Here is a 26492-nt window from a genome sequence, read left to right on the forward strand (position 1 = left end):
CTGTTATCAAAAGAATTAGCGATGGACGATACACGAATGAAGTTATTAATAGATATGAGAGCTGCTGCAGAAGGATTTGCAGGTATTCCCCAAGAGGCAAGATTAATTGCTAATGGCCTGCAAAAAATAGATTTTTTAGAGGTTGATGGCTTTCTTGAACTCCCATATCTTTCTGCGGAGCGTGTAAAATCTGCGGTTCCTGCTGAGTCGGCCAACTATCACTCTCGGATTGTTGCTGCCCTGAGTGAGAAAAAAAATACGGCTCCAAGCAAATATTTTTTATGGCGGCGGCTCAAAAAAATATGGGCAAATGCTTCAATGTATTTGATAGTGATGAGGCCATTAGCTCAAATTAAATTAATTGCCTTTAACGCTCAATTATTCCCGGATTTTATTTGGCGCTCTTTGTTCGCTAAAACCCTCCCTGCTTCTGAGAGAAAGTTGGCTGTTACGATGAATTATAAAATTAGCCCTGTTTCGAGGGCGGTGTTATATTTTAAAGGATTAAAAAAAAATAAATACCCCATTTTTAATACAAAAAAGCACGATGTTTTTATCAGTCATATGCCTTTTCCGGGCAAGGTTAGTAAGGATACTTCTTTAGTAATCAGATATTATGATTCCATTCCCATTTTCATGTCTCATACTATTGAAAATACTTTAAATCATCAACGAATGTTTTTTTCCGCGTTATCGTCTAATGTTAAATCGGGTGCTTGGTTTGTTTGTATATCCGAAACGGTGCGGCAAGAGTTAATTCAACTTTTTCCGGAGATAGAGGCGCGTTCTAGCACAATACACTGTATGATTTCTGAACATTACTTTTGTGAAGATTCATTGCCTGCTCGAACTGCTGATATTATAAGAGCTTATTCAACTCATTTTGATGCTAAGACAGGAGTTGATATCGTTCCTCCCTTTACTTCTTTGGAGGCAAAAGAAGCCTTTTATTCGCGTACTCTTTCTCCTCACAAAGTTAATTATTTGTTGATTGTCTCTACTATTGAACCAAGAAAGAATCATTTATGTTTACTGAATGCATGGAAGGTGCTGAGGGAAACAGTTGATCCCAGTTTGAAATTAATTATGGTTGGCCATATAGGCTGGAACTATGCCTCTATTTTAGATGCGTTTAAAATATGGATTGAAAAAGGGGATTTATTTCTATTGAGTGCGGTTCCTGCCGCTGAGTTACGCGTTCTTTATCGCCATGCCATTGCTACTGTATGTCCAAGTTTTTCTGAAGGGTTTGATTATTCGGGTGTTGAGTCAATGAGCAGTGGTGGTCTCACTGTTGCTTCTGATATTGCAGTGCATCGTGAAATTTATGGAGATGCTGCCTTTTACTTTGATCCATATAATGCGGATAACTTAGTAAGCGTTCTGAGCTCTCTGCTTGATAGCCAATCAGAGTTGTTTTCGCAAGTAGAGCTAATGCGCCATCGGGGACTGGATGTAGCATCACGTTATTTACCGGGAAATATTTTACCCCAATGGGAATCTGTAATAATGAAAATTAGAAGTCAATCATTGGTTAATTAATGTATGGATTAGCTCTATTTAGAAGGCACACAGTAAAGATGAAGAAAGTATTCAAATCCACCCAAATGTTTAATTTAACAGATGAAGAGTCACAACTTATACTTCAAGGTTTCTCTAAAATAGAGCCTCATGGAAGATGGACCGATGGGAAATTGGCAAAAATTTCCATTCCACTTCCTGAATGTAGTCCTAGACACTTACTACTTGCTTTTGAGCTAACCTCTTTTGTTCCTCCTCCGCTGAAAAAGCAACGTGTTGACATCTGTGTAAATGGGAAAAACTACAAATCATGGTTTCTAGAAAAAAATAATAAAGAAACTAAGATGCTTTATGTAAATCTTTCGGAGCAGGAGATCAAGAACAAACAAATTAATATTAACTTTAAACTTCCCGACTGTTGTCAACCAATGGTTTTTAGTAATAGTACAGACGATCGATATCTTAGTTTTTCTCTTTTTAAGATCACTGTATCGCAATGTTCTGAACTCGACATTTCAAAGGCCCTCAAAGAAGATTGTGGTCCTATTATAGTGCGTCATCATCCCTATACGGAACTTTTGGACTTTCAATTCTGGCGTCCTTCTGTATCTGATGTCCCAACGCACCGTGTTGATCCCGTTATATCAACACGATTTAAAATTTCAAAAACAGCGCGTATAGGTACTGCTGGGAGTTGTTTTGCTCAGCATATTGCTAATAACCTAACTAAAATGGGATTTAACTATTTTATAACCGAATCCGGGGCTCATCTACCTGAGTCGATTCGACGTGAAAATAATTATGGCATCTTTTCTGCTCGATTTGGTAATATTTATACTACCGCACAGCTTCTTCAACTGTTTGATGAGGCCTTTGGCTTTTATTCACCAACAGAGCAGGCCTGGGTTCACCGTGACGGATATTTTATTGACCCTTATCGTCAACAAGTAGTTCCTGCTGGATTTGAAAGCGTTTCAAGTTTACTAATGGATCGACAAGCTCATCTTAGTGCTGTACGCCAACTTTTTGCGGAGTGCGATATCTTTATTTTTACGCTGGGTCTGACAGAGGCTTGGCGTTCAAAAATTGATGGAGCAGTGTTCTCCGCTGCACCTGGAGTTGTTGCCGGTGAGTATGCTCCGTCCCGATATGAGTTTATTAATTTTGATTTAGATGGGGTTTATAGCCCCCTTGAAAATTTTCTTATTAAACTTAAGCATATTAATAGTTCAGCCAAAGTGCTTCTGACAGTATCTCCGGTTCCTCTAATCGCCACCTATGAAAATCGTTCTGTTTTGGTTTCAACAACGTACAGTAAATCTGTGTTAAGAGTTGCTGCCGAAAATGCTATAAAACGCTTTGACTGGGTTGATTATTTCCCCTCTTTCGAAATAATAACGAGTAGTTTTTCTGGAGGACTTTATTATGAAAAGAATTGGCGAGAGGTAAATGCTTTAGGTATAGCTCATGTAATGCGCTGCTTTACTAAGCACTACCTTGAAAATAGTCCAATATCCGATCGCGATGGACCTATAGCCTATACCGCATCACAGGATAATATTATTTGCGATGAAGAAATAATGAACTCAATACATATCTAAGGAAGGAAGATGGAGCGCTGGTTAGTCGTTATGAATTGTCAAACCTATGGGATGGCTAATTGTTTGCAAGCACAAATACAAAACGTCGAAGTACTTGGTATGGACATAACTACTTTAAACTCTAAACATGAATTACCTTATTGCGATAAATTGTTCAGTATACCCGGAGTAAGAAAAGATTTACTTGAACAAATGCATATAGCGGCCAGCTATATTCCTTTAGCAGTATTACAATGTAGATCTTTTCATCCTGACCTAATTTATATAAATCATGAAGAAGAATCCATTTTTGGTCCTACAAGTCATTATCATTCGGCTATTGCTTTTGCTGCTTTCTCAAAAGGACTGTCTATTGCGGATACAAAGAAATTATTTAATGGTTCATTCTATCAAAAATGTGGTTATATCGGTTGGTGGCCAATAGAGTGTTCTAATATAGTCAAAGAATTTGCAAATAGTAATATTGATATTGAAGATAGCATTATTCATTGGGGTAGATATGAAGCCTTTATGCACAGTGTTAATCATCCCAAAATTCATGTTCTTTATAATATAGCTACAAAATTAATACAAAAGCTTGGTTATGCGCCATGCCCAGGTATAATGCCTCATGATAATCTTGCAAATGGCGCGTGTTTTGCTATCTATCCAGAGATAGCAGAAACATTAGGAGTACTTGGGAGCTATATTTTTAAGATTGATAATTCTTATCGCCCAATTGATCTTGATGCTTTTCTTCATGGCTGTTTTGCTACATATGATAGTTATTTACCTGGTTCGCTTAAGGTACATAAGGAGTACGAGCGTGGATTTCACCGCGTTCTAGAAAATATTTAAAATTATACTCAAGGTTGTGGGAGCAAAAATTTTTTCCGAGGACAACTAATCATTGGTTCGATCCTTTTTTCACTTAACCTGTATTACAGATTTATCTTCGTATATTTCTGAGTGAAGACAAGTTAAGCAACGGCCTTATGGCGCTCAGGCCGTTGTTATTACTCTTAAGCTGTCACGCGCCCATAAACATCTTCAAACCGCACGATATCATCCTCCCCCAAATAGCCTCCAGATTGTACTTCAATTAGTTCAAGTGGAAATTTACCTGGGTTTTCCAGGCGGTGGGTTGCTCCAATAGGAATATATGTGGATTGATTTTCGGTGAGCAGGATTTCCTTATCTCCATTAAAAACTCGAGCGGTACCTTTTACTACAATCCAATGTTCAGCTCGGTGGTAGTGCATTTGTGAGCTGAGGGATGCGCCTGGATTTACAATAATTCTTTTTACTTGAAAGCGTGCTCCAGCATCAATTCGTTCGTAGCTTCCCCAAGGGCGATAGACTTTACGATGATCTATAGATTCACTCCGGCCAGTAATATTAAGTTTCTCAACAATTCGTTTTACATCTTGTACTTTATCTTTTTGAGCTACTAAAACCGCATCAGCTGTTTCAACCACCACTATATTCTCAATACCAACAGCCGCAAGCATTCTTCCTTCGCTATGTAAATAACAGTTTTTTGTATTTTCTAATACGACATCTCCAACAACGTTATTTCCATTCACATCCATCGGCAATAGACAGGCTAATGCATCCCATGAGCCAATATCGCTCCATCCCAAATTGTTAGCAGCAAGAACCGCCGCATGTTGTGTATGCTCCATAATGGCATAATCAATGGAGTTGGATGGACATGTGGAAAAGGCTTTCTTTTCCAAGCGAATGAAATCCAGATCCCGTTCGGCATGTTCAACCGCCTGAGTTACGTGTTCTAACATCTGGGGTTGCAGTTTAGCAAACTCTCGCAAATAGACATCAGCTCTGAAAACAAACATACCGCTATTCCAGTAATAATCATTGCTGCTAAAAAACTCCTCGGCTTTGGTAGCATTTGGTTTTTCAATGAATTTTGAAACAGCAAAAGCACTAGTTACAGAGGTTAATGCATCACCTTTCTTAATATATCCATATCCTGTATGGGCTTGAGTTGGGGGAACTCCCAAAGTAACAAGATGGCCTTCAGTTGCGACATCCTTCGCTTGCATTATTAATTGCCGGAACACATCGTTATGTAAAATGACATGATCCGATGGTAATACTATTAAAATCGCATCTTTTTCTTTTTCTAAAGCAATTAATGCTGCTGCGGCAACAGCAGGGGCTGTATTACGGCCTATGGGCTCAAGAACAACTTGGGCTTGTTCAACACCCGCCTCCCGAAGTTGTTCCGAAACCAAAAATCGTTGCTCATTATTGCTAATAACGATGGGGGATTTTATATTAGGTAGTCCACAAAGGCGGGTTGCTGTTTGTTGTAATAAGCTTTGTTCACCAAATAAACTAAGAAATTGCTTTGGATATCCGCTGCGCGATAAAGGCCACATTCTAGAGCCTGCGCCACCGCAGAGAATTACGGGAGTAATTGACATATATAAATCCTTTTAGAACCACTTTAAAGATCATTAGATTACCGCAAAAGAAAATATATGGCTATGATGGTTTCCTCGATTTTGCTTATAGGATTGTAAGTAAAGCGGGCTTAAGTGTATGATAAGGTACTAAGTTATTAGAGTGATTGTTTTGTGAACAATAATTTCAGGGAATTAATGGCAGGGTGGCCAAACTTTAATTTGCTTAAGCATAATTCGATATTTAACAAGCTAGTTAATTATCTGAACTCGTTAAATAAATTATTTTTATTTGCTGTGGCAATTCCTGTTTTTCTTTCCGTTGCCTATTTTGGCCTAATTGCTTCAGATGTTTTTGTTGTTGAATCTCAATTCGTTATTAGAAGCCCACAAAGTAAAAACATTAGTGGTCTTGGTGCGCTTTTTAGCCAGTCCGGTTTTTCACGTTCACTAGAAGACAGTTATATTGTACAAAATTATATTTTTTCTAGTGATGCCCTTCGTTTTTTAAATGATAAACTCCACCTTAATGAACATTATGGCAGTAGCGCTGTTGATCGCATTAGTCGTTTTGGTGGCTTGGATTTTGATAGCAGCTTTGAAGCCTTGTTGTCTTATTATAAAAATCATGTTCTTGTAGCTATAGATAGTTCCTCGTCTGTTTCTACCTTGACCGTTCGTGCGTTTAGTGCGGAGCATGCTTATGATATTAATAAGGCACTATTGGATAAAAGTGAGGAGTTAGTAAATCGTTTAAACCACCGGGCTCAGCAAGATATTTTACGCTTTGCTATGGCTGAGGTAGCTAATGCGGAATTAAAAGCAAAGAATACAGCATTAGAGCTGTTGGCTTATCGTCAGAATAAGAAAGTCTTTGATCCTATCCAGCAAACCAAACTAGAGTTGCAACGCGTTTCAAAATTAAAAGATGAATTGATTATCGTTAAAGATAATGTGCATCAGATGGAGCTACTTACTCCTAAAAACCCGCAATTACCGGCATTAAAGCAGCGGATTGATACTTTACACAAAGATCTTATTTCTCAATCTGCAAGTGTTGTTGGTAAAAACAGCTCTTTATCTTCCAAAGCATTAGATTATGAGCGTTTAAAATTAGCAGATGTGTTCGCTCAAAAACAATTAACAGCAGCTTTTGCTTCACTTGAGCATGCTCGTATAGAGGCTGAGCGTCAGCAAGTGTACCTGGAGCGCATTGAGAGTCCACTTAAACCTGAAAGTGCAACAGGGCTTCATCGCGTACGAGCGATCTTTGCCACAGTATTATTTTGTTGTGTTCTTTGGGGTGTGCTGTCAATGCTATTAGCTGGAGTTAAGGAGCATCAAGATTGAGGGAGAATAGAGGTTCATCTCTGCTATACTCTTTCGCTATTCAGCGTCGAATTATAGGTGCTTTGTTGCTTAGAGAGGTTATTACGCGCTATGGACGTCATAACATTGGTTTTTTGTGGCTTTTCTTGGAGCCCATGATGTTTACATTAGGGGTGGCTGCACTATGGAGTGTTGCAGGTATGCACCAGCATTCCAGTATGCCTATTGTTGCCTTTGCTTTAACAGGCTACTCCTCCGTATTACTGTGGCGTAATATACCTGGGCGGTGTAGTTCTGCGGTAGAGCCTAATTATTCGTTAATGTATCACCGTAATGTGAGAGTAATGGATCTTTTTTTATGCCGCATTGTGCTTGAGGTTGCAAGTGTTACCGGTTCATTTCTGACCTTAAGTTTTATTTTTATCTTGCTGGGCTGGATTAATGTACCTGAAGACATTCTAGAGGTACTTTTCGGGTGGACTTTATTAATTCTATTTAGCGTCGGATTGGGACTTTTTATTGGTGGTTTGGCGACACAATCAGAAATAGCCTCTATCCTCTGGCATCCTATATCTTATCTGTTATTCCCATTATCCGGTGCTGCTTTTATGGTGGATTGGCTGCCAACAGTTGCACAATCATGGGTTACATTATTACCTATGGTACATGGCACCGAAATTATTAGAGAAGGGTATTTTGGTTCGGTGGTTGTACATGCGCATTATGATGTCATGTATATGGTTTCGTGCATATTATGTTTATTGTTTTTGGGATTCGCACAAATAAGAAAACTATCACGAAACATGGTGTTGCAATGATCCAGTTTGATAATGTGACGATGAAATACCCCACTCGCTATGGTGTTAAAACTGTTTTTGAAGGAGTTAATTTAACGGTTAACCCAGGTGAAAAAATCGGTATACTTGGACGTAATGGTGTTGGAAAATCAACATTGATTCGTTTAATCAGCGGTGTTGAACTTCCTTCAATAGGAACGGTTCGGCGCTCTATGAGTGTTTCCTGGCCCTTGGCTTTTAGTGGTGCGTTTCAAGGAGCTCTTACTGGCGCTGATAATTTACGTTTCATTTGCCGAGTTTATAATGTTGATTTTGAAGATAAAATTCAATTTGTACAGGATTTTGCGGAGTTAGGTCGATTTTTTCGAGAGCCCGTAAAAAGCTATTCTTCAGGAATGCAAGCTCGTTTGGCTTTTGCTATTTCAATGGCCATTGAGTTTGATTGTTATTTAATTGATGAAGTGATTGCTGTTGGTGATTCGCGATTTCATGAAAAGTGTCATTATGAATTGCTGGAAAAGAGAAAAAATCGCTCTATCATTATTGTGTCGCATCAAACAGAGCAGGTGCGTCAATATTGTACTCGAGCTTGTGTGATTAAAGAGGGGCGATTATACGAATATCCAGATTTAGATAGTGCTTATGCTTTTTATGGATAAGAGATGTAATAATCAACTTAGTGTCCAGTAATAGTGATAAAAAGTTTTATGGATGTGATTTATGAATGAGCTCAATATTGTTGATAGTTTAAATACTCTTCTTGAAGTAAAACCAAATTTTGATTTATATCGATTTGTAGATAAAGATGGTTCTTCTAAAGTAATTACGCCTATTGAACTGGATTTTCAAGCAAAAAAAATTGCAGCTCGCTTACAAGAAAATAAAAGCAATAAAAAGCCGGTGATTATTTTATATGAGCCTGGTTGTGATTATATTTTTGCTCTCTTAGGTTGTTTCTATGCTGGAGCAATACCGGTGCCTGCCTATCCGCCATTAAATGAAGAGATGGCCTTAACGTTAAAAAAAATAATTACTGACTCAGGTGCGGATACTTTATTAACTAGTCGTAAGATTAATGCAAATTTGCGTAAATTAAAGATACTCTCACCTTTAATGCCTCTTTTAGGAGCTAAAGTAAATCGATCTATCATTGACGTATCGCGACAATTGAATCAGTTAAAAATCATTACCAGTGACCATATCCCTGATGTGCAACGTTTCTGCTATATAAAGCCGAATATTAGTTCCACTGATGTAGCCTACATTCAATACACTTCCGGCTCTACCAAAGCACCTAAAGGGGTTGTGATTACGCATGCTAATTTAATGGCTAATTTAAGTCAGTTGAAAACGGTTGCTCATTTTACAGATAATGATGTTTCTGTTTCTTGGTTACCTCCTTATCACGATATGGGGCTTGTATCAGGAATATTTGTTCCTCTTTTTGTTCAGTGTAAGTCTATACTGTTTTCTCCTATTATGTTTTTACAAAAGCCAGCATCTTGGTTAAAAATTATTTCTGAATATCGAGGTACCGTTTCAGGAGGACCTAATTTTGCTTTTAAGATGTTGACTAAAAAAGTGGCAAAGGAGGATGTTGCCGGAGTCGATTTAAGCAGCTGGCGCTTAGCTTTTTGTGGTGCGGAAACAATTACGGCAGATACCTTTACTGCTTTTTTTGATAAATTCTCTGGTCATGATTTAAACCCTAATATATTTATACCTTGTTATGGTTTGGCCGAATCGGTAGTGTATATATGCAATGTTCCTCTACATTCACAAAGCTATTATAAAGAATTCAACAAACATCTCTTGCTTGATAAGCATGTTGCAGAGTTAGCAACGGATTCTGTTTTGTCACAAAAAATTGTAAGTATTGGTTTTTGTGCTGATGATGCACATGTGATGATTGTTGATCCTGAATCGCAAAAAGCATTACCCGAAGGTTGTGTCGGTGAGATATGGTATCACGGACCTAATGCAGCTAGGCACTATTGGAATAATCCCGAAGATTCTGAAACTCAATTAAATGCAAGACTCAATCAGGAAGAGGATGTATCTGATTATCGTTATGTGCGTACGGGTGATCTAGGTTTTAAATATAATAATGAGTTATTTATTACTGGGCGAATTAAAGACTTAATTATTATTAATGGGCTTAATCACTATGCTTCTGATATTGAGTGCTCAGTAAAGTCAAACATAAACGATGTAGAGCTAGGAAGTGTTGTTGCTTTTTCTGAACAAACTGAAGTCACTGAGGATCTGATTATTTTAGCAGAGCTAAAAAAGGCGGCTGTTGTGGACCTTATTGTGTTGCGTCAAAAAATACAAGCTCTTATAGTTGAAAAACATTTTATTTCTCCTAAAGGAGTCTTTTTTGTAGGGGCCAAAACATTGCCAAAGACAACGAGTGGAAAATTAAAGCGTCTTCAGTGCCGTGAATATTACACTAATGGTACATTTAATTTTATAAGATAGATGATTTATGATGATAGAGTCGTATGAACTCCCTTTTTTGGTTTCAAGCCTCATTGCTAAAGAGTTGAATCTGAGTGTCGAGGACATTTGCCCCGATACTAATCTTGCAGAGTATGGTTTAAGTTCAATTCATGCAATTGCATTAACTGGTGAGCTGGCGAGCAAACTCCAGGTTGAGTTAGATTATGTTACTTTATTTGAGCTTCAAAATATTAATAATATTATTAAGTACGTGGCTGATTGTTTAAGCAAGAAATCAAATTCCTCGATGGTAGTTAAAAAAGATGAGTCTTTGTTTTCGTCAGTAGATGAGCAGCTTAACTTATTTAGTAATTTGGATTTATATTTTGGTCAAATTAGTGGTTTCCCTAACTCGACTATAACAATTGAGCAGCAAAAATATCTTAATTTTTCTTCGTATAATTACCTTGGTTTTGCTCATGATAGAGATATTATGGAGGCAACTATTGAGGCGCTAAAAACTTATGGTACTTCGGCCTCTGCAAGTCGCCTAGTTGGTGGCCAACGAACGATACATAGCCAACTTGAGCAGACTATTGCGGCATTCCTACAAGTAGATGATGCTCTTGTATTTAATTCCGGCCATGGGACCAATGTGACTACTATAGGTCATTTAATGAAAAGCGGGGATTTAATCTTATTAGATGAGTTTAGCCATAATAGTTTGGTTTTAGGGGCTAAATTATCGGGAGCAATATTAAAATTTTTTAGTCATAATAATGTTGATTCTCTCTATGAGTTATTAAGTGAGTATAGTGACCAATATAATAAAGTATTAGTGGTCACTGAAGGGGTATTCAGTATGGATGGAGATATTGCTCCGCTTGATGAATATGTTTCCTTAAAGACAGAATTTGATTTTTATCTCTATGTTGATGAGGCACACTCCTTAGGAGTCTTGGGTTCTTGTGGCGGTGGGATAGGGGAGTACTTATCGATTGAGCGCTCTTCCGTTGATATTTGGATGGGGACTTTGAGTAAAGCTATGGCTTCCTGTGGTGGATATATAGCCGGGAGTCAACAACTTATAAAATACCTAAAATATACCTGCCCCGGTTTTGTGTACAGTTGCGCTTTATCACCTGCAGATACGGCCGCGGCTTTAGCGTCGATTGAAAAATTACAACGTGAGCCAAATCGAGTGCAGCATGTACGTCGTTTATCTGATTATCTGGTTGGCGAGTTAAAAAGATGCTCCATTGATGTAGGCTTAAATCATGGAACACCAATTGTCCCAATTGTAGTGGGAAGTGAAGAGCGAGCCATGCATTTATGTAGCGCTTTACGCAAGAGGAATATCTATCTTCACGCCATAGTTCCACCTGTAATTGCAGATGAGCAATCACGGTTAAGGGTGTTCATTAATTACGATCACTCATATGAAGATATTAATGCCTTAGTTGCTGCATTAAAAATCGAGTTAGATTATCTAGCTAAGCCCAAAGCCGAAGTGCCAGAAGACAATATGTTAGTATGTTAAACGTAGGCAAGGGCCTTAGTGAACTACTTTTTAAAAGGATGTAATGAACAAAACTAATATTTTAATCACTGGCGCAAGTCGAGGCATTGGTGAACAACTTGCCTTGGCTTATGCTCAGGAGGGCGTTAATTTAATTCTTTTAGCCAGAGATAGCGACAGGTTGGCGGAGGTTGCTCGACGGTGTTTAGTTAAAAAAGCCCATGTCGTGACCCAGAGTATAGATATCGCTGATGAAGATTCGTTAAAAAAATTTATAATAGAAATAGATGAGCACTATCCAATTGATTTAGTAATTGCTAATGCAGGTGTTTCTTGTACGCTTAGCGAAGGCTGGCAAGTGGAGGATGAGACTCTGAGGGAACGAGTATTCGATGTGAATGTGAAAGGATGTTTAGCTACAATCAATCCTCTTATTGACCGTATGATAAATAGAAGGTCTGGCCAAATTGTTTTTATGAGCTCCCTAGCCGCCTTAAGAGGATTGCCCCAATCGCCAAGTTATTGTGCCTCCAAGGCTTATGTTCATATTTATGCGCAATCATTAAGAGCGTGGTTAAAGAGATACAATATTCGTGTTTCTGTTATTTGCCCCGGTTATGTGGATACTGATATGTCTAGAAGGTTATCTGGACCTAAGCCTTTACTTTTATCACGTGACAGAGCTGTACGCTTAATTAAAAAAGGACTTGCTCAAAATAAAGCATGCATTGCATTTCCTCGTTCATTGTACTGGCTTACTAGAATGAGTACTTTATTGCCTACGGCTTTAGTGAATTGTATTTTAAATCGTTATGAGTCTTATGCTGACTAATTTGAGCGTAAATGTACACGATATCAACCTATATATTGATGCTTTATGAATATGAATAAACGTACTTTTTTATTACTGCAAGGAGTCTCGTCTCCTTTTTTTGCTCTGTTAGGCGATAAGCTAAAAGAACAAGGACATCGTGTTTTTAAAATTAATTTTAATGGCGGTGATCTTGCGTATTGGGGCGCTCGGGCAGGTTGGTCGTATCGGCAAGATATTAACTATCTCTCTGATTATTTACAGCAGAAATACGCTCAGTTTGATATTACGGATCAAATACTTTTTGGTGACTGCCGACCTGTACATCAGGTTGCGATAAAGTGTGCAAAATCGCAAGGCATTCGTAATCATGTATTTGAGGAAGGATATTTCAGGCCTTATTGGATTACTTTAGAACAAGAGGGTGTTAATAAAAACTCTAAGTTACCTCGTTGCTCCAAATGGTTTGATGAGATTGGTGCATCTGTTCCGCAATATCACGATGGGCTTTCTTTCCCTCCATCCCTAAACGCACGTGTAGCTCATGATATTTGTTATCGTTTAGTAAGTATTACTAATCCATTATTGTTTCCAAACTATAAGACACATAAAGGAGTCATCGCCCCTGTTGCTGCCATGGGGTATGCTCGTCGATTTTCGCACTTGATTGTAAAGGGGCTTGACCAAGATAAGCAGAAAATAGCACGTTTATTAGAAAAGAGATCTTCTTACTATTTTTTACCGTTACAATTAAGTGATGATGCTCAAATTCAACATCATTCTACTTTTAGTGATATGCGTGATGTTATTACTACTGTAATGACCTCTTTTGCAAAAAATGCACCGGCTCATACGAGCTTGGTCATTAAAAATCATCCTTTGGATTGTGGTTTAACACATTACGCATCATTTATTAATAAACTAACGACGGAGCTGGGTTTAGAAAAACGAATTGTTTATCTTGAGAGCGGTGATCTTAACAGTATTTTGCAGCATGCTTTAGGCGTTATCACTGTTAATAGTAGTGTCGGATCTCTTGCTTTAAGTTTCGGTTGCCCGACTATTGCACTTGCCGATGCGATTTATAATTTAATGGACTTAACCTTTCAAGGTGGCTTAGATAATTTCTGGGGGAATCTGATTAAGCCCAATGCACAGCTCTATCAAAAGTTTCGTAATACAATAATTCACACCACGCAAATCAATGGCGGGTTTTATTCAAAGCCATCTATACAGATGACTATAGAACATTGTTTGCCCGTATTAACGCAAGAAAAGAGCCGGTTAGAGTTGTTATTATAGAGATGCTGGCTGTGTTATCATGAGCTCGTTTTACGATAGAGTGTTAATGTTGATAAAGGATATGTACTATGCAGGACTATGAACGAGTAAGACTATTTAAATCAGATATTCTTGAACGATTCTCCGTTGTGCATCCTTGTGTTCCCGCTCTACTTGGCATACCCATACTTTTTTATTTTTATATCCATTGTATGAGAGTCAATTTTTTATCGCTGGTTTTTATTTTTATTGGTATCTTAGTTTGGACCTTAATAGAGTACGTATTGCATCGATTCATTTTTCATTTACCAATCAATACTCATTGGGCTAAAAAAATAAGTTTTATTATTCATGGTATTCATCATAGAGATCCTAATGATCCTTTACGCCTAGTCGCTCCGCCAGTAATGAGCATCTCTCTTGGCTCAGTTTTTTTGTATCTATTTTACACGATGTTTTCGCTAGATAGTTTTTTTAGCGTAAGCTTCGGCTTTATTCTTGGCTATTTATGTTATGATTATTTACATTGGACGCTACACCATAGTAAATCAAAACATAGGTACCTGTATTATTTACGAAGGAATCATGCGCTACATCACTATAGTAATAGTCGAAAGCGTTTTGGTGTGACCAGCCCTTTATGGGACTTCATTTTTAATACATTATAATATGGCAGAAACTCTGAGCTTGTTATAAAGAGTGACAAATCCAATTTTTTCTTATTAAAAAAATGAGCTTACTCATTATGTTGTGAGAGAAAATAATAAGCTGTGCATTGTAGTGTTTTCTCAGTACATAAGGAGTAATGGAATATATGAGCATTGACGTTCGTACTGTAAGTAATTCTGCAGATAAGCGTGTTTTTATCGATCTTCCGTGGAAAATACATGCACATGATCTCAACTGGGTTCCCCCACTTCGATATACAATAAAGAGTATGTTGGACACAAAACATCATCCATTTTACCAACATGCTGAATTGGCTTTATGGATTGCTTATAAAGATAATCAGCCAGTAGGGCGCATTGCTGGCATCTTAAATCATAGACATAATGAGTTTTATAATGAGCAAACTGTGTTCTGGGGTTTTTTTGAATCAATCAATTGTCCGGAAGTAGCTGCGGCCTTATTTTCACAAGTAGAGTCTTGGGCGAAAAGTAAGGATGCTCAAGTGATAAAGGGGCCTGTTAACCTTTCGCTAAATTATGAGTGTGGTATGCAGATCTCTGCATTTGATACAAAACCCTTTGTCATGATGACACAAAATCCTGAGTACTATCCTCAATTGATAGATTCATTGCAGTATAGCAAAAGTATGGATATGCATGCCTGGTTAATCGATCACAAAACCATTAATCTGCATCCTAGATTAAACGCAATAAAACAAAAATTGTTAAATGATGCTGATATTGTTCTGCGTCCTTTGAACATGAATAACTATTATGAAGAAATGAAACTGCTTATTAGTATTTATAATGAGGCTTGGGAGGAAAATTGGGGATTTGTACCGTTTTCTGAAAAAGAAGGTGATCATTTGATTAAAGAATTAAAAAGTGTGATTAACCCAAAGTTAGCCTTTGTTATTACTGTAAAAGGGGAGCCGGCGGCATTTTCAATATGTTTGCCCAATATTAATCAGGCGTTACATACTATCCGTAATGGACGATTGTTACCAACGGGTTGGCTGAAGTTTTTATGGTTCTTAAAAAATCCTAAAAACAAGATGGAAGGCCGCATACCCTTATTAGGCATAAAGAGAACATTTCGTCATTTGCAACTGGGCTCTTTATTGTATGCGAAGTACGGTGAGGTTTGTGCAGAGCTAAATATGGGCGATATTGAGTGCTCTTGGATTTTGGAAACAAACAAATCAATGAATTTTGCTTTAAAGCACATCAATGCCAAGCCGTATAAAACATATCGTATTTATGAAAAATACCGTGGCTGATAAAGAGCTAAATTGTTTACTAAGTTGTGTATGTGTCATTAGTGGCATTGATGAATAGTGGATAGATTCTATAGGATATAGTTCGGTGTTGAATTATTTAATAGGTATTATCAGTGCTGTTTTGTTAACCTTCTGTCTTGAGCGTTGTTTAAAACCCAATACGTGTTGGATGTGGCAGCGACCTTTTGCTTCGTTTTTAATTCATATTGGCGTATGTGCTTTTACATTCGTCTTAATAATGCTTATTTCCCATCGGATATACTTTTCTTTAATAGGAGTCATCAGTTTATTTCTTCTATTAGTGCTGGTTAATAATGCAAAATATACTTCGTTGCGAGAGGTTTTTATATTTCAAGACATGGGGTATCTAGCTAATGCAATAAAACATCCACGATTGTATATCCCTTTTTTAGGAATTGGATTTTTTTTGCTTCTAATAGGTTTATTTTGTAGCATCATTTATCTTGGTTTACTGGCTGAGACCTCTTTATTGCTGAAGATGAGTACTACGATGTTTCATTTTGTAGTAGGTATTTCTCTTGTAACAACAGCTTCATTATTAGTTTATGCTTTTCAATTTCTGGAATCTCCTACCTTCAACCCAACGATCGATTTATTAAAATTAGGTTTTTTGAGCAGCTTGTTTTCTTATGGCGTTGCCGAGCAACGAAAAAATCATGTATTTGAACAACCGCAGCGAGTATCTATTAGCTCAAGTCATTCACGTCCCAATTTGGTTGTAGTGCAGAGTGAGTCATTTTTTGATGCTAGGCGACTTTATTCAGGGGTTTCACCTGATGTGTTGCAAACTTTTGATAAAATAAAAAAAGTTTCCTACTTGTCAGGTCGGGTTGTTGTGCCCGCGTGGGGGGCCAACACAGTACGTACGGAGTTCTCTTTTTTGTCGGGTTTAGAACTAAGTAAATTAGGTGTTCATCAATTTAATCCGTACAGGAAAATGGTTAATCAAGAAATGGTCACTTTAGCTAGTGAGTTGCGTCAATTAGGATATCGCACGGTGTGTATACATCCATTCTCACAGAAATTCTATTCGCGTCATAAGGTATATCCCTTAATGGGATTTGATGAGTTTATTGATATTGAGCAATTCAGTGCAAAAGATTATTTCGGTCCTTATATTGGCGATCTTGCTGTTGCAGAGAAGGTCTCATCTTTATTGAACGAGGGTACAGACAAGCCTTTATTTATTTTTGTGATTACTATGGAAAACCATGGCCCATTACATTTAGAGCAGGTGCATCGTGGAGATGAAGAGCGTCTTTATCGGCAGGCGCCACCTAAAGGATGTGATGATTTAACTTTGTATTTACGTCATTTGTCTAACGCGGATAAAATGATTGATACGCTATGGAGCACATTAAACTCCTCCTCGAGTGATGCTGTTTTTTGCTGGTATGGTGATCACGTGCCAATTATGGCTAATGTTTATTCTACTTTAAGCACGCCTGATGGTAGAACTGATTATTTTTTATGGTCGAATCAGAAAAAAGTAAAGAATGATGCTTTGATGCGGGACATTGCTATTCATGAATTATCTGAGCTTATTAAATTAAATATGTTTTAAGTACTACAGGTTACTTAAAATGAAAATTATAAAAGCATTTAAACTACTTGGGATGTTTTCAAATAAAAAAACGTTCGATGGCGTGCTTGGTCATCCTACCGTAAATCGCTATGGTTAACCTGTTCTTCGCATTGTGTTGAGTAACATAGTCTTATTTATAAAAAGTATCTCTTTTTTATTTTTTGGCGTCAAAGCAGCCTGTCATTTTAATAAGCAGGGTTTATTAGTTATTGAACACTTCTTGGATGAGCAATCTGCTGCTTTGAGTAGAGGAGCTTGAACAGCATTTTAGCTCAATTGCCCCCAGCGGAGCCGAATGCGAAGCAAGAAATGTACAGCAGTATGTTACGAAGACAAACAGGCTACGATCATTATGATGGGCGACACCTTAAATCGATTTGATTTTATTCCTAAGCATTCAATGATTAAGGCTATTTTTAAAAATTGGCGCATGCATCGATTAACCCTGGTTCTATTTGGGATGTTTAATACGCCTTTACGTTACTCTATGTATAAATTACGTCATGGCAACGAAGAGCGCTTGCCTGACTTGCAAAAGTTGATCCCTAGAGATACTTTTCATCATATATATCAAATGTAAATTTTTTGATTTAACTGGCTTTAATTGGTGGGCCCACGAACCTAAGACCAACGGATTATAAGTCTGTTAAATACCACTTTTAGCGACTTTTAGTATTTTTTAACTTCCTTTAAAAACCTTTTAAAATCAACGATTATAAGCCATAATTAATTTTAATTGATTATCTTTTGTTTTAAATAATCTGTCTACATGGCGTCTACATGGAATTTGAGGGCTAATTATGGCGAGTTCTGAAAAGGGTATTAAATTAACTAAAACGATTGTTGATAAACTCGAGCATATTCCTGGAAAAACCCAGACTTTTTATCGAGACGAAGGCTTAAAAGGATTTGGGCTAAGAATTACCTCTAGTGGGGTAAAAGCTTTATTGTGGAAACGCGAATCAATGGCAAGGTAAAGCGAGTTACTTTAGGTAAATACGGTAATTTAACTGTTGAAGAAGCAAGAAAGGAAGCTAAAAGTCTTTTAGGTAGTGTGGCTAGAGGTGATGATCCTATTGCTGAGAAGAAGACTAAAAAAGTCCATGCTATGACCTTGCAACAAGTGTTGAATGATTACTTAAAAGCCAGAAAAGACTTAAAGCCTCGAACACTGGATGATTATCAATCTGTTTTACATGAGGTTGTACCGGATTGGCTTGATAAACCACTAGTTAATATTACTCGAGAGATGATAGCTAAACGCCATTCGAAACATGGCCAGTCTAATAGTAAAGCACGAGCTAATAATGCCATGAGAGTGTTAAGAGCCATTTTTAATTATGCGATGTATGAATACCGTGATGGCAATGGCAATCCTGTTATTAACCTTAACCCCGTTAAATATCTATCTCATACCCGTGCTTGGTATCGAGTAGAGCGCAAGCAAACTGTTATTAAATCTCATCAATTAGCTGACTGGTATAAAGCGGTGATTATTTTAGTGGAGACAGACAACTATCGTAATGCATCGCTATGGCATGATTACTTTCTCTTATTACTTTTTACAGGTATGCGGAAAACGGAAGCTGCATCTTTACAATGGAAGGATGTTGATCTCAAATCCAAAACGATTACCTTACAAGACACAAAAAATCACGAAATCCATACTTTACCTATGTCCGATTTTATCTTTGAGCTAATGGAGCGCAGAAGCCGAAATAAAACGAGTGAGTTTGTATTTCCTGCAGATAGTAAAACGGGTTATATCTATGAACCTAAGAAAGCGGTAAATAGGGTGGTGGAGTTATCTGGCGTACAATTTACCTTACATGATCTTCGACGAACTTTTGCCACCGTCGCTGATAGCCTAGATCTACCTGCTTATGCATTAAAGCGATTACTCAATCATAAAATGAATAATGACGTAACAGCAGGATATATTATGAAAGATGTAGAGCGCTTACGTAAGCCAATGCAGCAGGTTACTAACTTTCTGCTTGAGCATATGAGTGAAACAGGGGTATGAAGTTGAATATATTTGTCATTGCTAACAATCATATAAATATTATTCCGTAGAAGACTTTTGGAACCTCTGAAATAATTTATCAGCACGTTGCAAAATAATGCTGGTAAAGGGGCTAGGCATTATGTTTTTTTGAATTTTGCTAATTAGATTTAAGACTTCTTTACGTACTAGGGCACCAGATAAAAGAGACTCTTCTGCCATTTGTGTAAAGTGACGAGGGAATAAGCCATCAAAATCATATTTACTACCAACTTTCATCGCCATTTTATTAGCAAGATTAGGATAATATACGGTTGCAATCATATCGTAGAAAGGTGCTAAACGATTTTTTGAACCATGATAGAGCAAAGAGAAATTTTTGCTATGTGCATCATTGTTGCCAATAATCACATTGAACAGAATCCCCTGTAATAATTCTTTAATATCCAAGACAGGGAGACTTGATATATTTCTTATCAAACCAAAGCATTCACTAATTTTTGGGCCACCCTCTCGCTGATATTTCATCTCAGGGCTTATCCCCATTGCTTGACAAAAATCTTCTTGATGAAGGCGTTGGATTCCTTCCTCTGTCTCAATCCGATCATAGCGTTTAACCAACAGATAAGGAGTATCATCAGCGTAATGGATAGCTGCATCCACGGCATTTAATCCAATTTTTTGCGCCAGATTAAGACAGAAGCACTCGTTTTCAATTAGGGTGGGAAAGTCTCGATTAATTGGTTTTAAAATGTGGGTACTGGGTGCACCATTCATTGGTATTGCGAGGTTTCCTTCAATAATAGCAACTGGGAGTTTATCCTGAGCTCCAGCAAGGGATAAACGGATTCCATCCTCACCGACTATCATAGGTCTTTGATGCATGGTTTGCAGGATTTCTAATATGTCTTTTTTTTGAATAATTTTATAGTCAGGCTTTAGCTGAACTATGGAGGTATTTTGAGGCAATATCATCACAGCCCCAGCACACTCACCACCAATAGCAGCTAATAGGGAAAAATCATTTTTTTCACTGATACCCAATTGAAGAGCAATAGCAGTTCGCATATGGGCTTCAGGTAAGAGACCACTAAAAAACGGTCGGCATTGCTGCATTGAATAAAGGGTTTTTTTAATGGGAAGTGAGTGTGATAAAGGGGGATTATTCTTTTTTTCAAAGTAGCTATCATCATAGACAAAAGACATGTCACCATGCGCATCAATACTTAATTGACCTGCTAGTATTTGGTTAAGATAGACATCTAAGTTATGATTTTTCATTTTCAAACTCAGTATGAGATAAATTGAATTGAATCCCTAGGACTTGTAGTACTTGCAGTGTTTTTCCAATTTGGCAAGTTGGCTTTCCATTTTCCAAATCAATAATAAAACGTAATCCAGTTCCGGCAGTTAAAGCCAAATCTTTTTGGGTAACATTAAGTTCTTTACGAACTTTGCGAATATAAGATCCTATATTTTCTGGAGATTGAATCATCATTTTTCTTTCTAATGTTCCCGTACGGTAATTTTATACCCTATTTGAATAAAATTCCATAAAATGTTCCCGATCGGTAATAAATTGATTTTTTTCGCCTATTAAATAAAAATGTTACCGATCGGGAATACTGATTGGGTAGTGTTTTCATTTATTCATTAAAAGTGAACAATATGAAAAAATTAATTCAACTTGTTGTTTATTAGATAATTTAATGTATGTGGAAATCATAGGTTATTAAGTTGTGGAAATTATAGTTTATTGTGTTGTGGTAAGAGATTTTTGATGAGATAAATATTCGGAGGGACAAAAGGGACATGTGGGAAACCCTTATAAACACTGAGTTAGAGACGTCCCTAGTTTTATTTTTTATTAGGGGCGAGTGGGACATCCAACCTGTAATATCTTTTAATTACTATCATTCCAATCCATAACTTTTAATTAGATCCAAACCCCTTGACAGAGTTTGAATATTTAAGCGATACTTTTTTCGAGCTTAAGATTTAGGACAAGCTCATGGCATGGATAGGCCATTGTTTTATGGATACGAATTATCAATGTGAGCTGTATAAGCACTTGATATTCATTGCAGCATGGATCGCAAACGGTCGGCATTAAGCTGAAATGAAATCAATTGTAGAGGTTCACCATGTCTATACAAAAACCAACGCGTTTACATCTTTTAAACGAATTTGATTCTGCTCCAGAATCCGCCTTATTTAACCAACAAACCATTGCGGCTGTTTTAAGTTGCTCGACGCAATTACTTGAACGTAATCGCTGGGCAGGTACAAGCGTTCCTTATTTAAAAATTGGGCGTAAAGTTTTATACCGCAAAAGTGATGTTCTAGGTTTCCTCCAACAACAACGAGTATACCGTTCAACCAGTGATGAAGGTCAGGCACTGGCAATGGGTAACGAATAACTTTTATTGTTGTTTCACAGTTCAGAAAGCTTCTTATGTGTTAGAGCTTAATGCTTCTCTGAATTTAAGTTGGAGAATTTTTTATGTCACAAAATCAGGTTATTTCATTACCTAATGCACAAAACCGTCCAGTTATCTGTGAATATGCAGGCGGTCATTTCAAATTAAGTGAGAAAGGCATCACTTTTATTGGTACAGATAAGGACGGCAATCAATTGCCGCCGCGTTGGATATGCTCCGCGCTTTCTGTAGTTGCTAAAACACGGGATGCTAAAAGCGGAGAGTGGGGTCGATTACTCGAATGGAAAGATGATGATGGTGTGATTCATCAATGGGCAATGCCTTTAGCGTTTTTGCAAGGTGATTCTTCCGATGTTAGACGAGAACTGGCACGACTAGGCTTAGCAATTTCACCTAATAAATTAGCCAGAGATCTACTAACCTCTTATTTACAAGTATTTCCTATTGAAGCGCGCGCTCGTTGTGTTGATAAACTTGGGTGGTATGAGGATGTGTTTGTCACGGCAAATGGTTCAATTGGTACTAATGAAGAAGAAGTAGTATTTCAAAATAATAATGCGATTGAGCCGGCTTTGTCATGCTCTGGTTCCGTTGATGAATGGCGAAATTCAATAGGGCGCTTAGCCTCAGGTAATTCACGTTTAGTCTTTGCTATTGGCACAGCCTTTACCCCAAGTTTGGCAAAGCTTGCTGGTGAAGACTCTGGCGGCTTTCATTTCAGAGGTGCTTCGTCATCTGGTAAAAGCACTGCTCTTAAAGTAGCTGCGTCTGTATGGGGAAATCCAAAATCCTACAGCCGTTTATGGCGCAGCACTTCTAATGGCTTAGAAGGCTTGGCTGCTTTACACAATGATGGCTTACTAATTCTTGATGAACTCAGCCAAGTAGATCCCAGAGAAGCAGGGGAAGCGGCTTATCTACTAGGAAATGGACAAGGAAAAACTCGAGCCTCTAAAACAGGAGCAGCCAAACAATCAGCCAGTTGGTCTTTAATCTTTCTCTCAGCAGGTGAGGAGTCATTAACCGCATTAATGGCAAAAGCTGGTCAACGCGCCAATGCCGGCCAAGAAATTAGACTTGCAGACATTGAAGCGGATGCAGGAGCAGGCATGGGCTATTTGAAAAGACACACGAGCAAATTAGCCCAGCAGCTATGGCAATAACACTGAAAGAATTAACCGATAAACAGTACGGTGTTGTAGGTTTAGCATGGCTCGAGCATGTGGTAGTCAATCGTCAAACGCTTATTCCAGTAATCAATAATATGATTAAACAGTTCGTTGAAAAGGTTCTTAATAAGGACATTACCGGACAAGGGATAAGAGTAGCAAGACGATTCGCCCTAGTAGCTGCCGCAGGAGAACTTGCCACCCAGTTTGGCCTAACTGGATGGCAACGCAGTGAGTCTTTTCAAGGAGCACAGCAATGTTTTCAATCTTGGCAAGAGAATTTTGGTACTGATGGCAATCGAGAAGACAGAGCTATTATGGCACAAGTTCGCGCGTTCTTTGAATCCCATGGAGCAAGCCGGTTTGATAATGTACGTGATCCTAATAACGGGCGCATAGTAAATCGTGCTGGATTCTATCGTACTGATGATAAAGGCTTTAGATTGTTTATGGTGCTTCCAGAAGTATATAAGAATGAACTTTGCAAAGGCTATGAGCCTAGAATGGCTACCCGCGTATTAATGAATGCTGGATGGTTAATACCTGCATCGGATGGGAAATCTTCACATAAACCTCGAATTAATGGTGTGGACACACCTAGGTTATATTTCTTTAGCGAGAAAATTTGGGGCGAAGAATAGGATTTTTATTACGACTCATGATCTTTTTAAATGCTATGAGTCGTATATAAACTAAAGGATTATGAGCCCTTTATCTCGGTTTTAAAATATTGATTTTATTATAATTTATGCCGCGGGAAAATGCCACTAATGGCGTACAGTGTATAACAATGTCGTACTCAAATACGTAAATCTCACGAACTTGATTTTTAGGGTCATTCCATGGGGCCTTCAATTTTTCTTCTTAACATATTTATATCTTCTAGGTGAGCTTCATATTCGTCTTTGAGTTTCTGGAGATGCTCTATATCATCACTTTTTTCTAATCTTATTATTTCATTTTGAAATTCGGGTATTTCCTCTAGGAATCTTTCGATCATTCTGAGTATTTTTGCTCTATCTGTTCTTCTTAAAATATGAGATTGTGAAGATAATCTTAATGTAATTATATTCCATTTTCCTCTAATCGTTTTTCCTTTCCATTCAAAATTTGTTTGATCTATATGCTTCTCAAATTTATCTAATTTAGGATTGATTATCTTTTGTTGTAATAATGATTGGCTGCGGGTTGGCCAATAGCTACTTTTATATTGATTACATTCTCTACAGGCATAGATTAGATTCTGAAAATTATTGATTAATTCAGGAAATTGCTTTTTGGGCCTATAATGATCAATTTGAAATGAATTTTTGGAACCACCAATTTCAGGTTCATTCGCTTTGCAATACCCACAGGAATAATTGAAGTCAATTCTAAGTTGAGGTTTATAAATGCGGTATGTGGTCATCTAAGCTGCAGTCTATTGATTTTTCACGATATTTTTGAAAGCGTTTAATTCGATTATTTAATTTATCTTCAATATTATTTAGAAAATTATCAATACTCTCATTGGTTGTAATATCTTTAGATTGAATTTTATATATTTCTAATTCTATTTTATCTATTTCCGCATCAATGGCTTTCAACTTTTGTTTTAAGAAAAGTAATTTGATTGGATTTTTTATAATTTCATTTCTTCTATCAATAAGAGGAGTTTTAAGTTTAAATAAATGTTCTATTTGAAGCTCTTTATTGTCTTGTAAGGTAATAGTAGAAAGCAATGACTCTCTTCTTTTCTGTAATGATGAGCCATCTACTTGTGCACTATAATCTTCATAATTAAAGTCTGGCCTAATCCATCTACTTGGGGACTTTAATTTTAAAGGGACTCTAAGAGCTACTGTTGTGCTAGTCATTTATAACTTCCAAAATTTGTCGTGTATTATTATTTATTATAGCCTCAAAAAAATCTTCCAATATATCATGTGAATCTTTAGCCAAAGAAATTAAATAGTCACGATCGCAATCAAACTGTTTTTCGATATAACAATCTAAGTCTAAAATAAATCTTGCGCCATTTTCATTGGGTTTGATTGCTTCTGTAGAAAACTTTGTTCGTATAGTAAATGTATTATTGTTTCGAGTAGCTTCATTTATAAACACAAGTTCAAGACCTATCATATTTGAGAGCTGGCTAGGAATTTGTATATCTAAATTAAAATAATCAGAAACATTAATATTATCTATAGGAATATGGATATTATTGATGTATCTAGTTCCAATGCGATTTACATTTATCGGTTTAGCGATATCAATATATGCTGCTAAAATTTTAGATATTTTAGGCTCAAAACTTTTCCAGCTTTCATATTTTAGATCATTAGCCACTGTTATTCCCGGGCCGAACTGCAATACTTCTGAATTATCTTTATTTGATGCTCGAATTAAAGGAGCTTGTATCAGTGGGGGTAGATTACTATTTTCTGAGAATGCTATGGAAAAATGTTTGTAATCTAACTTTGTGGGATATTCATTTTTAATTAATTCAAATATTTGGCCAGGCATTGCAACATCAAAATTTTCGTAATCAAATTTGGCCTCAAATATAGCCTCTTGAATTTGGGGTTTATTATATTTTAATTTTTTCATTATTTGGCCAAATATATTGTATTTTGTACGATACTTTAGTTTTTATATTTCGTACCGTCAAAATAATCTATTAAATAATAGTTTTGAGTATAGGACTTATTATCAAGGGAATATATGTTATTTTAGTTCCTTAGTAAAATAATAGTGCCTTTTAAGCGTTAATTGTTAAATATATCCTTAGCCTTCAACTCGAAAAACGCAAGTTTACCTGTATCATTTTTCAATAATTCGTAAATATATCCTAATGCGCCCAATATGACTGATTTATGATGTGTATGCATACCAGATTTTATAATCAGCCCCCCTAACTCAATCTTATATCGAGTTTCCGCTCGACGTTTTTTTAATTTCTCTAAAGCAAGGGATTTTTCACAACGTGCAATTATTTGTTGTTCTTTTTCAATTTGTTCACACTGGGCCATGAGATAACTCCTTGGCAATCTTCAAAAATGCTGTATCTAATTGTGTATTATCAAATTGATGAAGGCCGTGTTTGTAGGCAAGAGTACCAATTTCAAGTTTATGCTTTTGTTGTAACTTATCTAACTTGATTTTAGCTTTTTCGATTCTATCCAAGAGTACTGCTTCCATTTGCGATACTGTCTTCGTAGACATAATCATTTCTCCGCAAATGAGTTAACAGATTCAGCGTACAGTGCCAGATCTTCAAAAGCAAGAGTTCTTTATCAAATAAATTAAGCGCAGCGAAATTTAAAGTCCCACAGCGAACAGCAAGGGCGCAATATACATTCATTCGAATGTTTGCTAAATTATAAAAATCAGGTCAAAACAAAATCCTTAATGGACAAGGATTTTTCTTTTAAAAAGCAACCGATGGATCACTTTAAATAGGTGTATTCATGGCTATTGCTTTTGCTAGAGTTTCAATTCATTCCAGATCAAAAGGGCATAGTGGCTCTACACCATTTGAGGGGGCACTTTAATCGTATTAGTCTAAACTAACCTATTGATTTGACGGTCAAAAAGGAGATTAAAGTGCCTGGATCCAATCTTATCCTAAATTT

At 37.0% G+C, this 26492-nt stretch carries 23 protein-coding genes and 2 pseudogenes; 17 read left to right on the forward strand and 8 right to left on the reverse strand.

Annotation, left to right across the window (positions count from 1 at the left end; translation table 11 throughout):
- Positions 1 to 21: 21 nt before the first annotated feature.
- Genes ACD661_RS13685 through ACD661_RS13695 form a run of 3 tightly spaced genes read left to right on the forward strand, consistent with a single transcriptional unit; the run spans position 22 to position 3959 of the window.
- Positions 22 to 1542, forward strand: coding sequence for a glycosyltransferase family 4 protein (locus ACD661_RS13685; RefSeq protein WP_400188427.1), 1521 nt, complete (start codon positions 22 to 24; stop codon positions 1540 to 1542).
- Positions 1543 to 1580: 38 nt separating this feature from the next.
- Positions 1581 to 3122, forward strand: coding sequence for a GSCFA domain-containing protein (locus tag ACD661_RS13690; protein WP_400188428.1), 1542 nt, complete (start codon positions 1581 to 1583; stop codon positions 3120 to 3122).
- 9 nt (positions 3123 to 3131) lie between these two features.
- On the forward strand, positions 3132 to 3959 hold the full coding sequence (locus tag ACD661_RS13695) for a WcbI family polysaccharide biosynthesis putative acetyltransferase (protein ID WP_400188429.1): 828 nt from the start codon (positions 3132 to 3134) through the stop codon (positions 3957 to 3959).
- Positions 3960 to 4123: 164 nt separating this feature from the next.
- Here the strand turns inward: ACD661_RS13695 and ACD661_RS13700 are convergent, their stop codons facing one another.
- Complete coding sequence (locus ACD661_RS13700; RefSeq protein WP_400188430.1) at positions 4124 to 5551, reverse strand: mannose-1-phosphate guanylyltransferase/mannose-6-phosphate isomerase; 1428 nt, start codon at positions 5549 to 5551, stop codon at positions 4124 to 4126.
- A gap of 153 nt (positions 5552 to 5704) precedes the next feature.
- Between ACD661_RS13700 and ACD661_RS13705 the strand changes: the two genes are divergently transcribed.
- From ACD661_RS13705 to ACD661_RS13760, 12 genes and pseudogenes are all read left to right on the forward strand, one after another.
- Positions 5705 to 6880 (forward strand): KpsE/RkpR family capsule polysaccharide export protein, encoded by a 1176-nt coding sequence (locus ACD661_RS13705; RefSeq protein WP_400188431.1) that lies wholly within the window; start codon positions 5705 to 5707, stop codon positions 6878 to 6880.
- A 65-nt stretch (positions 6881 to 6945) separates the two neighbouring features.
- Positions 6946 to 7677, forward strand: a complete 732-nt coding sequence (locus ACD661_RS13710; protein ID WP_400188453.1) for an ABC transporter permease — start codon at positions 6946 to 6948, stop codon at positions 7675 to 7677.
- The gene (locus tag ACD661_RS13715) at positions 7674 to 8315 is read left to right on the forward strand and encodes an ABC transporter ATP-binding protein (protein ID WP_400188432.1); all 642 of its coding nucleotides are present in this window, start codon (positions 7674 to 7676) and stop codon (positions 8313 to 8315) included. Before ACD661_RS13710 ends, ACD661_RS13715 begins: the two co-directional genes overlap by 4 nt.
- A 61-nt stretch (positions 8316 to 8376) precedes the next feature.
- The gene (locus ACD661_RS13720) at positions 8377 to 10137 is read left to right on the forward strand and encodes a fatty acyl-AMP ligase (protein WP_400188433.1); all 1761 of its coding nucleotides are present in this window, start codon (positions 8377 to 8379) and stop codon (positions 10135 to 10137) included.
- Positions 10138 to 10144: 7 nt separating this feature from the next.
- Positions 10145 to 11638, forward strand: a complete 1494-nt coding sequence (locus ACD661_RS13725; RefSeq protein WP_400188434.1) for an aminotransferase class I/II-fold pyridoxal phosphate-dependent enzyme — start codon at positions 10145 to 10147, stop codon at positions 11636 to 11638.
- 43 nt (positions 11639 to 11681) lie between these two features.
- The gene (locus ACD661_RS13730) at positions 11682 to 12449 is read left to right on the forward strand and encodes an SDR family NAD(P)-dependent oxidoreductase (protein ID WP_400188435.1); all 768 of its coding nucleotides are present in this window, start codon (positions 11682 to 11684) and stop codon (positions 12447 to 12449) included.
- Positions 12450 to 12494: 45 nt separating this feature from the next.
- Entirely contained in the window at positions 12495 to 13730 is a 1236-nt protein-coding gene (locus tag ACD661_RS13735) for a capsule biosynthesis protein (protein WP_400188436.1), read from the forward strand.
- 68 nt (positions 13731 to 13798) lie between these two features.
- Complete coding sequence (locus ACD661_RS13740; protein ID WP_400188437.1) at positions 13799 to 14377, forward strand: sterol desaturase family protein; 579 nt, start codon at positions 13799 to 13801, stop codon at positions 14375 to 14377.
- A 146-nt stretch (positions 14378 to 14523) separates the two neighbouring features.
- Positions 14524 to 15657 carry a hypothetical protein gene (locus ACD661_RS13745; RefSeq protein WP_400188438.1) on the forward strand — a complete coding sequence of 378 codons (1134 nt, stop codon included), beginning with the start codon at positions 14524 to 14526 and terminating at the stop codon, positions 15655 to 15657.
- An 85-nt stretch (positions 15658 to 15742) separates the two neighbouring features.
- Positions 15743 to 17242 (forward strand): LTA synthase family protein, encoded by a 1500-nt coding sequence (locus ACD661_RS13750; protein ID WP_400188439.1) that lies wholly within the window; start codon positions 15743 to 15745, stop codon positions 17240 to 17242.
- 316 nt (positions 17243 to 17558) lie between these two features.
- On the forward strand, positions 17559 to 17843 hold the full coding sequence (locus tag ACD661_RS13755) for a hypothetical protein (RefSeq protein ID WP_400188440.1): 285 nt from the start codon (positions 17559 to 17561) through the stop codon (positions 17841 to 17843).
- A gap of 220 nt (positions 17844 to 18063) precedes the next feature.
- Positions 18064 to 19289 (forward strand): annotated as a pseudogene (locus ACD661_RS13760) (tyrosine-type recombinase/integrase).
- A gap of 39 nt (positions 19290 to 19328) precedes the next feature.
- On the opposite strand, the gene ACD661_RS13765 reads toward ACD661_RS13760, so the two are convergent.
- Positions 19329 to 20549: a type II toxin-antitoxin system HipA family toxin gene (locus ACD661_RS13765; RefSeq protein ID WP_400188441.1), complete on the reverse strand. Its 1221-nt coding sequence runs from the start codon at positions 20547 to 20549 to the stop codon at positions 19329 to 19331.
- Positions 20536 to 20766, reverse strand: a complete 231-nt coding sequence (locus tag ACD661_RS13770; RefSeq protein WP_400188442.1) for a helix-turn-helix transcriptional regulator — start codon at positions 20764 to 20766, stop codon at positions 20536 to 20538. Before ACD661_RS13770 ends, ACD661_RS13765 begins: the two co-directional genes overlap by 14 nt.
- A gap of 646 nt (positions 20767 to 21412) precedes the next feature.
- Here ACD661_RS13770 and ACD661_RS13775 point away from each other — a divergent pair.
- Positions 21413 to 21688, forward strand: a complete 276-nt coding sequence (locus ACD661_RS13775) for a DNA-binding protein (RefSeq protein WP_400188443.1) — start codon at positions 21413 to 21415, stop codon at positions 21686 to 21688.
- 83 nt (positions 21689 to 21771) lie between these two features.
- Positions 21772 to 23519, forward strand: a pseudogene (locus tag ACD661_RS13780) (DUF927 domain-containing protein).
- Positions 23520 to 23713: 194 nt separating this feature from the next.
- On the opposite strand, the gene ACD661_RS13785 reads toward ACD661_RS13780, so the two are convergent.
- The 5 genes from ACD661_RS13785 to ACD661_RS13805 all read right to left on the reverse strand — a co-directional run bounded on the left by ACD661_RS13785 (position 23714) and on the right by ACD661_RS13805 (position 26082).
- On the reverse strand, positions 23714 to 24286 hold the full coding sequence (locus tag ACD661_RS13785) for an HNH endonuclease (RefSeq protein WP_400188444.1): 573 nt from the start codon (positions 24284 to 24286) through the stop codon (positions 23714 to 23716).
- The gene (locus tag ACD661_RS13790; protein WP_400188445.1) at positions 24264 to 24734 is read right to left on the reverse strand and encodes a hypothetical protein; all 471 of its coding nucleotides are present in this window, start codon (positions 24732 to 24734) and stop codon (positions 24264 to 24266) included. The genes ACD661_RS13785 and ACD661_RS13790 overlap by 23 nt, the downstream gene beginning before the upstream one ends.
- Entirely contained in the window at positions 24727 to 25467 is a 741-nt protein-coding gene (locus ACD661_RS13795; RefSeq protein WP_400188446.1) for a TIGR04255 family protein, read from the reverse strand. Before ACD661_RS13795 ends, ACD661_RS13790 begins: the two co-directional genes overlap by 8 nt.
- A 158-nt stretch (positions 25468 to 25625) precedes the next feature.
- Positions 25626 to 25889 (reverse strand): conjugal transfer protein TraD, encoded by a 264-nt coding sequence (locus ACD661_RS13800; RefSeq protein WP_400188447.1) that lies wholly within the window; start codon positions 25887 to 25889, stop codon positions 25626 to 25628.
- Positions 25876 to 26082, reverse strand: coding sequence for a hypothetical protein (locus ACD661_RS13805; RefSeq protein WP_400188448.1), 207 nt, complete (start codon positions 26080 to 26082; stop codon positions 25876 to 25878). The genes ACD661_RS13800 and ACD661_RS13805 overlap by 14 nt, the downstream gene beginning before the upstream one ends.
- Positions 26083 to 26492: the final 410 nt, after the last annotated feature.

It is taken from the genome of Legionella lytica, assembly GCF_044626755.1.
Lineage (GTDB): Bacteria > Pseudomonadota > Gammaproteobacteria > Legionellales > Legionellaceae > Legionella > Legionella lytica_A.

What these genes read in the sequence shown, in the direction of transcription:
- ACD661_RS13685 (WP_400188427.1), top strand. Translation starts at nt 22, where the DNA reads ATGGACGATACACGAATGAAGTTATTAATAGATATGAGAGCTGCTGCA.
- ACD661_RS13690 (WP_400188428.1), top strand. Translation starts at nt 1,581, where the DNA reads ATGAAGAAAGTATTCAAATCCACCCAAATGTTTAATTTAACAGATGAA.
- ACD661_RS13695 (WP_400188429.1), top strand. Translation starts at nt 3,132, where the DNA reads ATGGAGCGCTGGTTAGTCGTTATGAATTGTCAAACCTATGGGATGGCT.
- ACD661_RS13700 (WP_400188430.1), bottom strand. Translation starts at nt 5,551, where the DNA reads ATGTCAATTACTCCCGTAATTCTCTGCGGTGGCGCAGGCTCTAGAATG.
- ACD661_RS13715 (WP_400188432.1), top strand. Translation starts at nt 7,674, where the DNA reads ATGATCCAGTTTGATAATGTGACGATGAAATACCCCACTCGCTATGGT.
- ACD661_RS13720 (WP_400188433.1), top strand. Translation starts at nt 8,377, where the DNA reads ATGAATGAGCTCAATATTGTTGATAGTTTAAATACTCTTCTTGAAGTA.
- ACD661_RS13725 (WP_400188434.1), top strand. Translation starts at nt 10,145, where the DNA reads ATGATGATAGAGTCGTATGAACTCCCTTTTTTGGTTTCAAGCCTCATT.
- ACD661_RS13730 (WP_400188435.1), top strand. Translation starts at nt 11,682, where the DNA reads ATGAACAAAACTAATATTTTAATCACTGGCGCAAGTCGAGGCATTGGT.
- ACD661_RS13735 (WP_400188436.1), top strand. Translation starts at nt 12,495, where the DNA reads ATGAATATGAATAAACGTACTTTTTTATTACTGCAAGGAGTCTCGTCT.
- ACD661_RS13740 (WP_400188437.1), top strand. Translation starts at nt 13,799, where the DNA reads ATGCAGGACTATGAACGAGTAAGACTATTTAAATCAGATATTCTTGAA.
- ACD661_RS13745 (WP_400188438.1), top strand. Translation starts at nt 14,524, where the DNA reads ATGAGCATTGACGTTCGTACTGTAAGTAATTCTGCAGATAAGCGTGTT.
- ACD661_RS13755 (WP_400188440.1), top strand. Translation starts at nt 17,559, where the DNA reads ATGCGAAGCAAGAAATGTACAGCAGTATGTTACGAAGACAAACAGGCT.
- ACD661_RS13765 (WP_400188441.1), bottom strand. Translation starts at nt 20,549, where the DNA reads ATGAAAAATCATAACTTAGATGTCTATCTTAACCAAATACTAGCAGGT.
- ACD661_RS13770 (WP_400188442.1), bottom strand. Translation starts at nt 20,766, where the DNA reads ATGATGATTCAATCTCCAGAAAATATAGGATCTTATATTCGCAAAGTT.
- ACD661_RS13775 (WP_400188443.1), top strand. Translation starts at nt 21,413, where the DNA reads ATGTCTATACAAAAACCAACGCGTTTACATCTTTTAAACGAATTTGAT.
- ACD661_RS13785 (WP_400188444.1), bottom strand. Translation starts at nt 24,286, where the DNA reads ATGACCACATACCGCATTTATAAACCTCAACTTAGAATTGACTTCAAT.
- ACD661_RS13790 (WP_400188445.1), bottom strand. Translation starts at nt 24,734, where the DNA reads ATGACTAGCACAACAGTAGCTCTTAGAGTCCCTTTAAAATTAAAGTCC.
- ACD661_RS13795 (WP_400188446.1), bottom strand. Translation starts at nt 25,467, where the DNA reads ATGAAAAAATTAAAATATAATAAACCCCAAATTCAAGAGGCTATATTT.
- ACD661_RS13800 (WP_400188447.1), bottom strand. Translation starts at nt 25,889, where the DNA reads ATGGCCCAGTGTGAACAAATTGAAAAAGAACAACAAATAATTGCACGT.
- ACD661_RS13805 (WP_400188448.1), bottom strand. Translation starts at nt 26,082, where the DNA reads ATGTCTACGAAGACAGTATCGCAAATGGAAGCAGTACTCTTGGATAGA.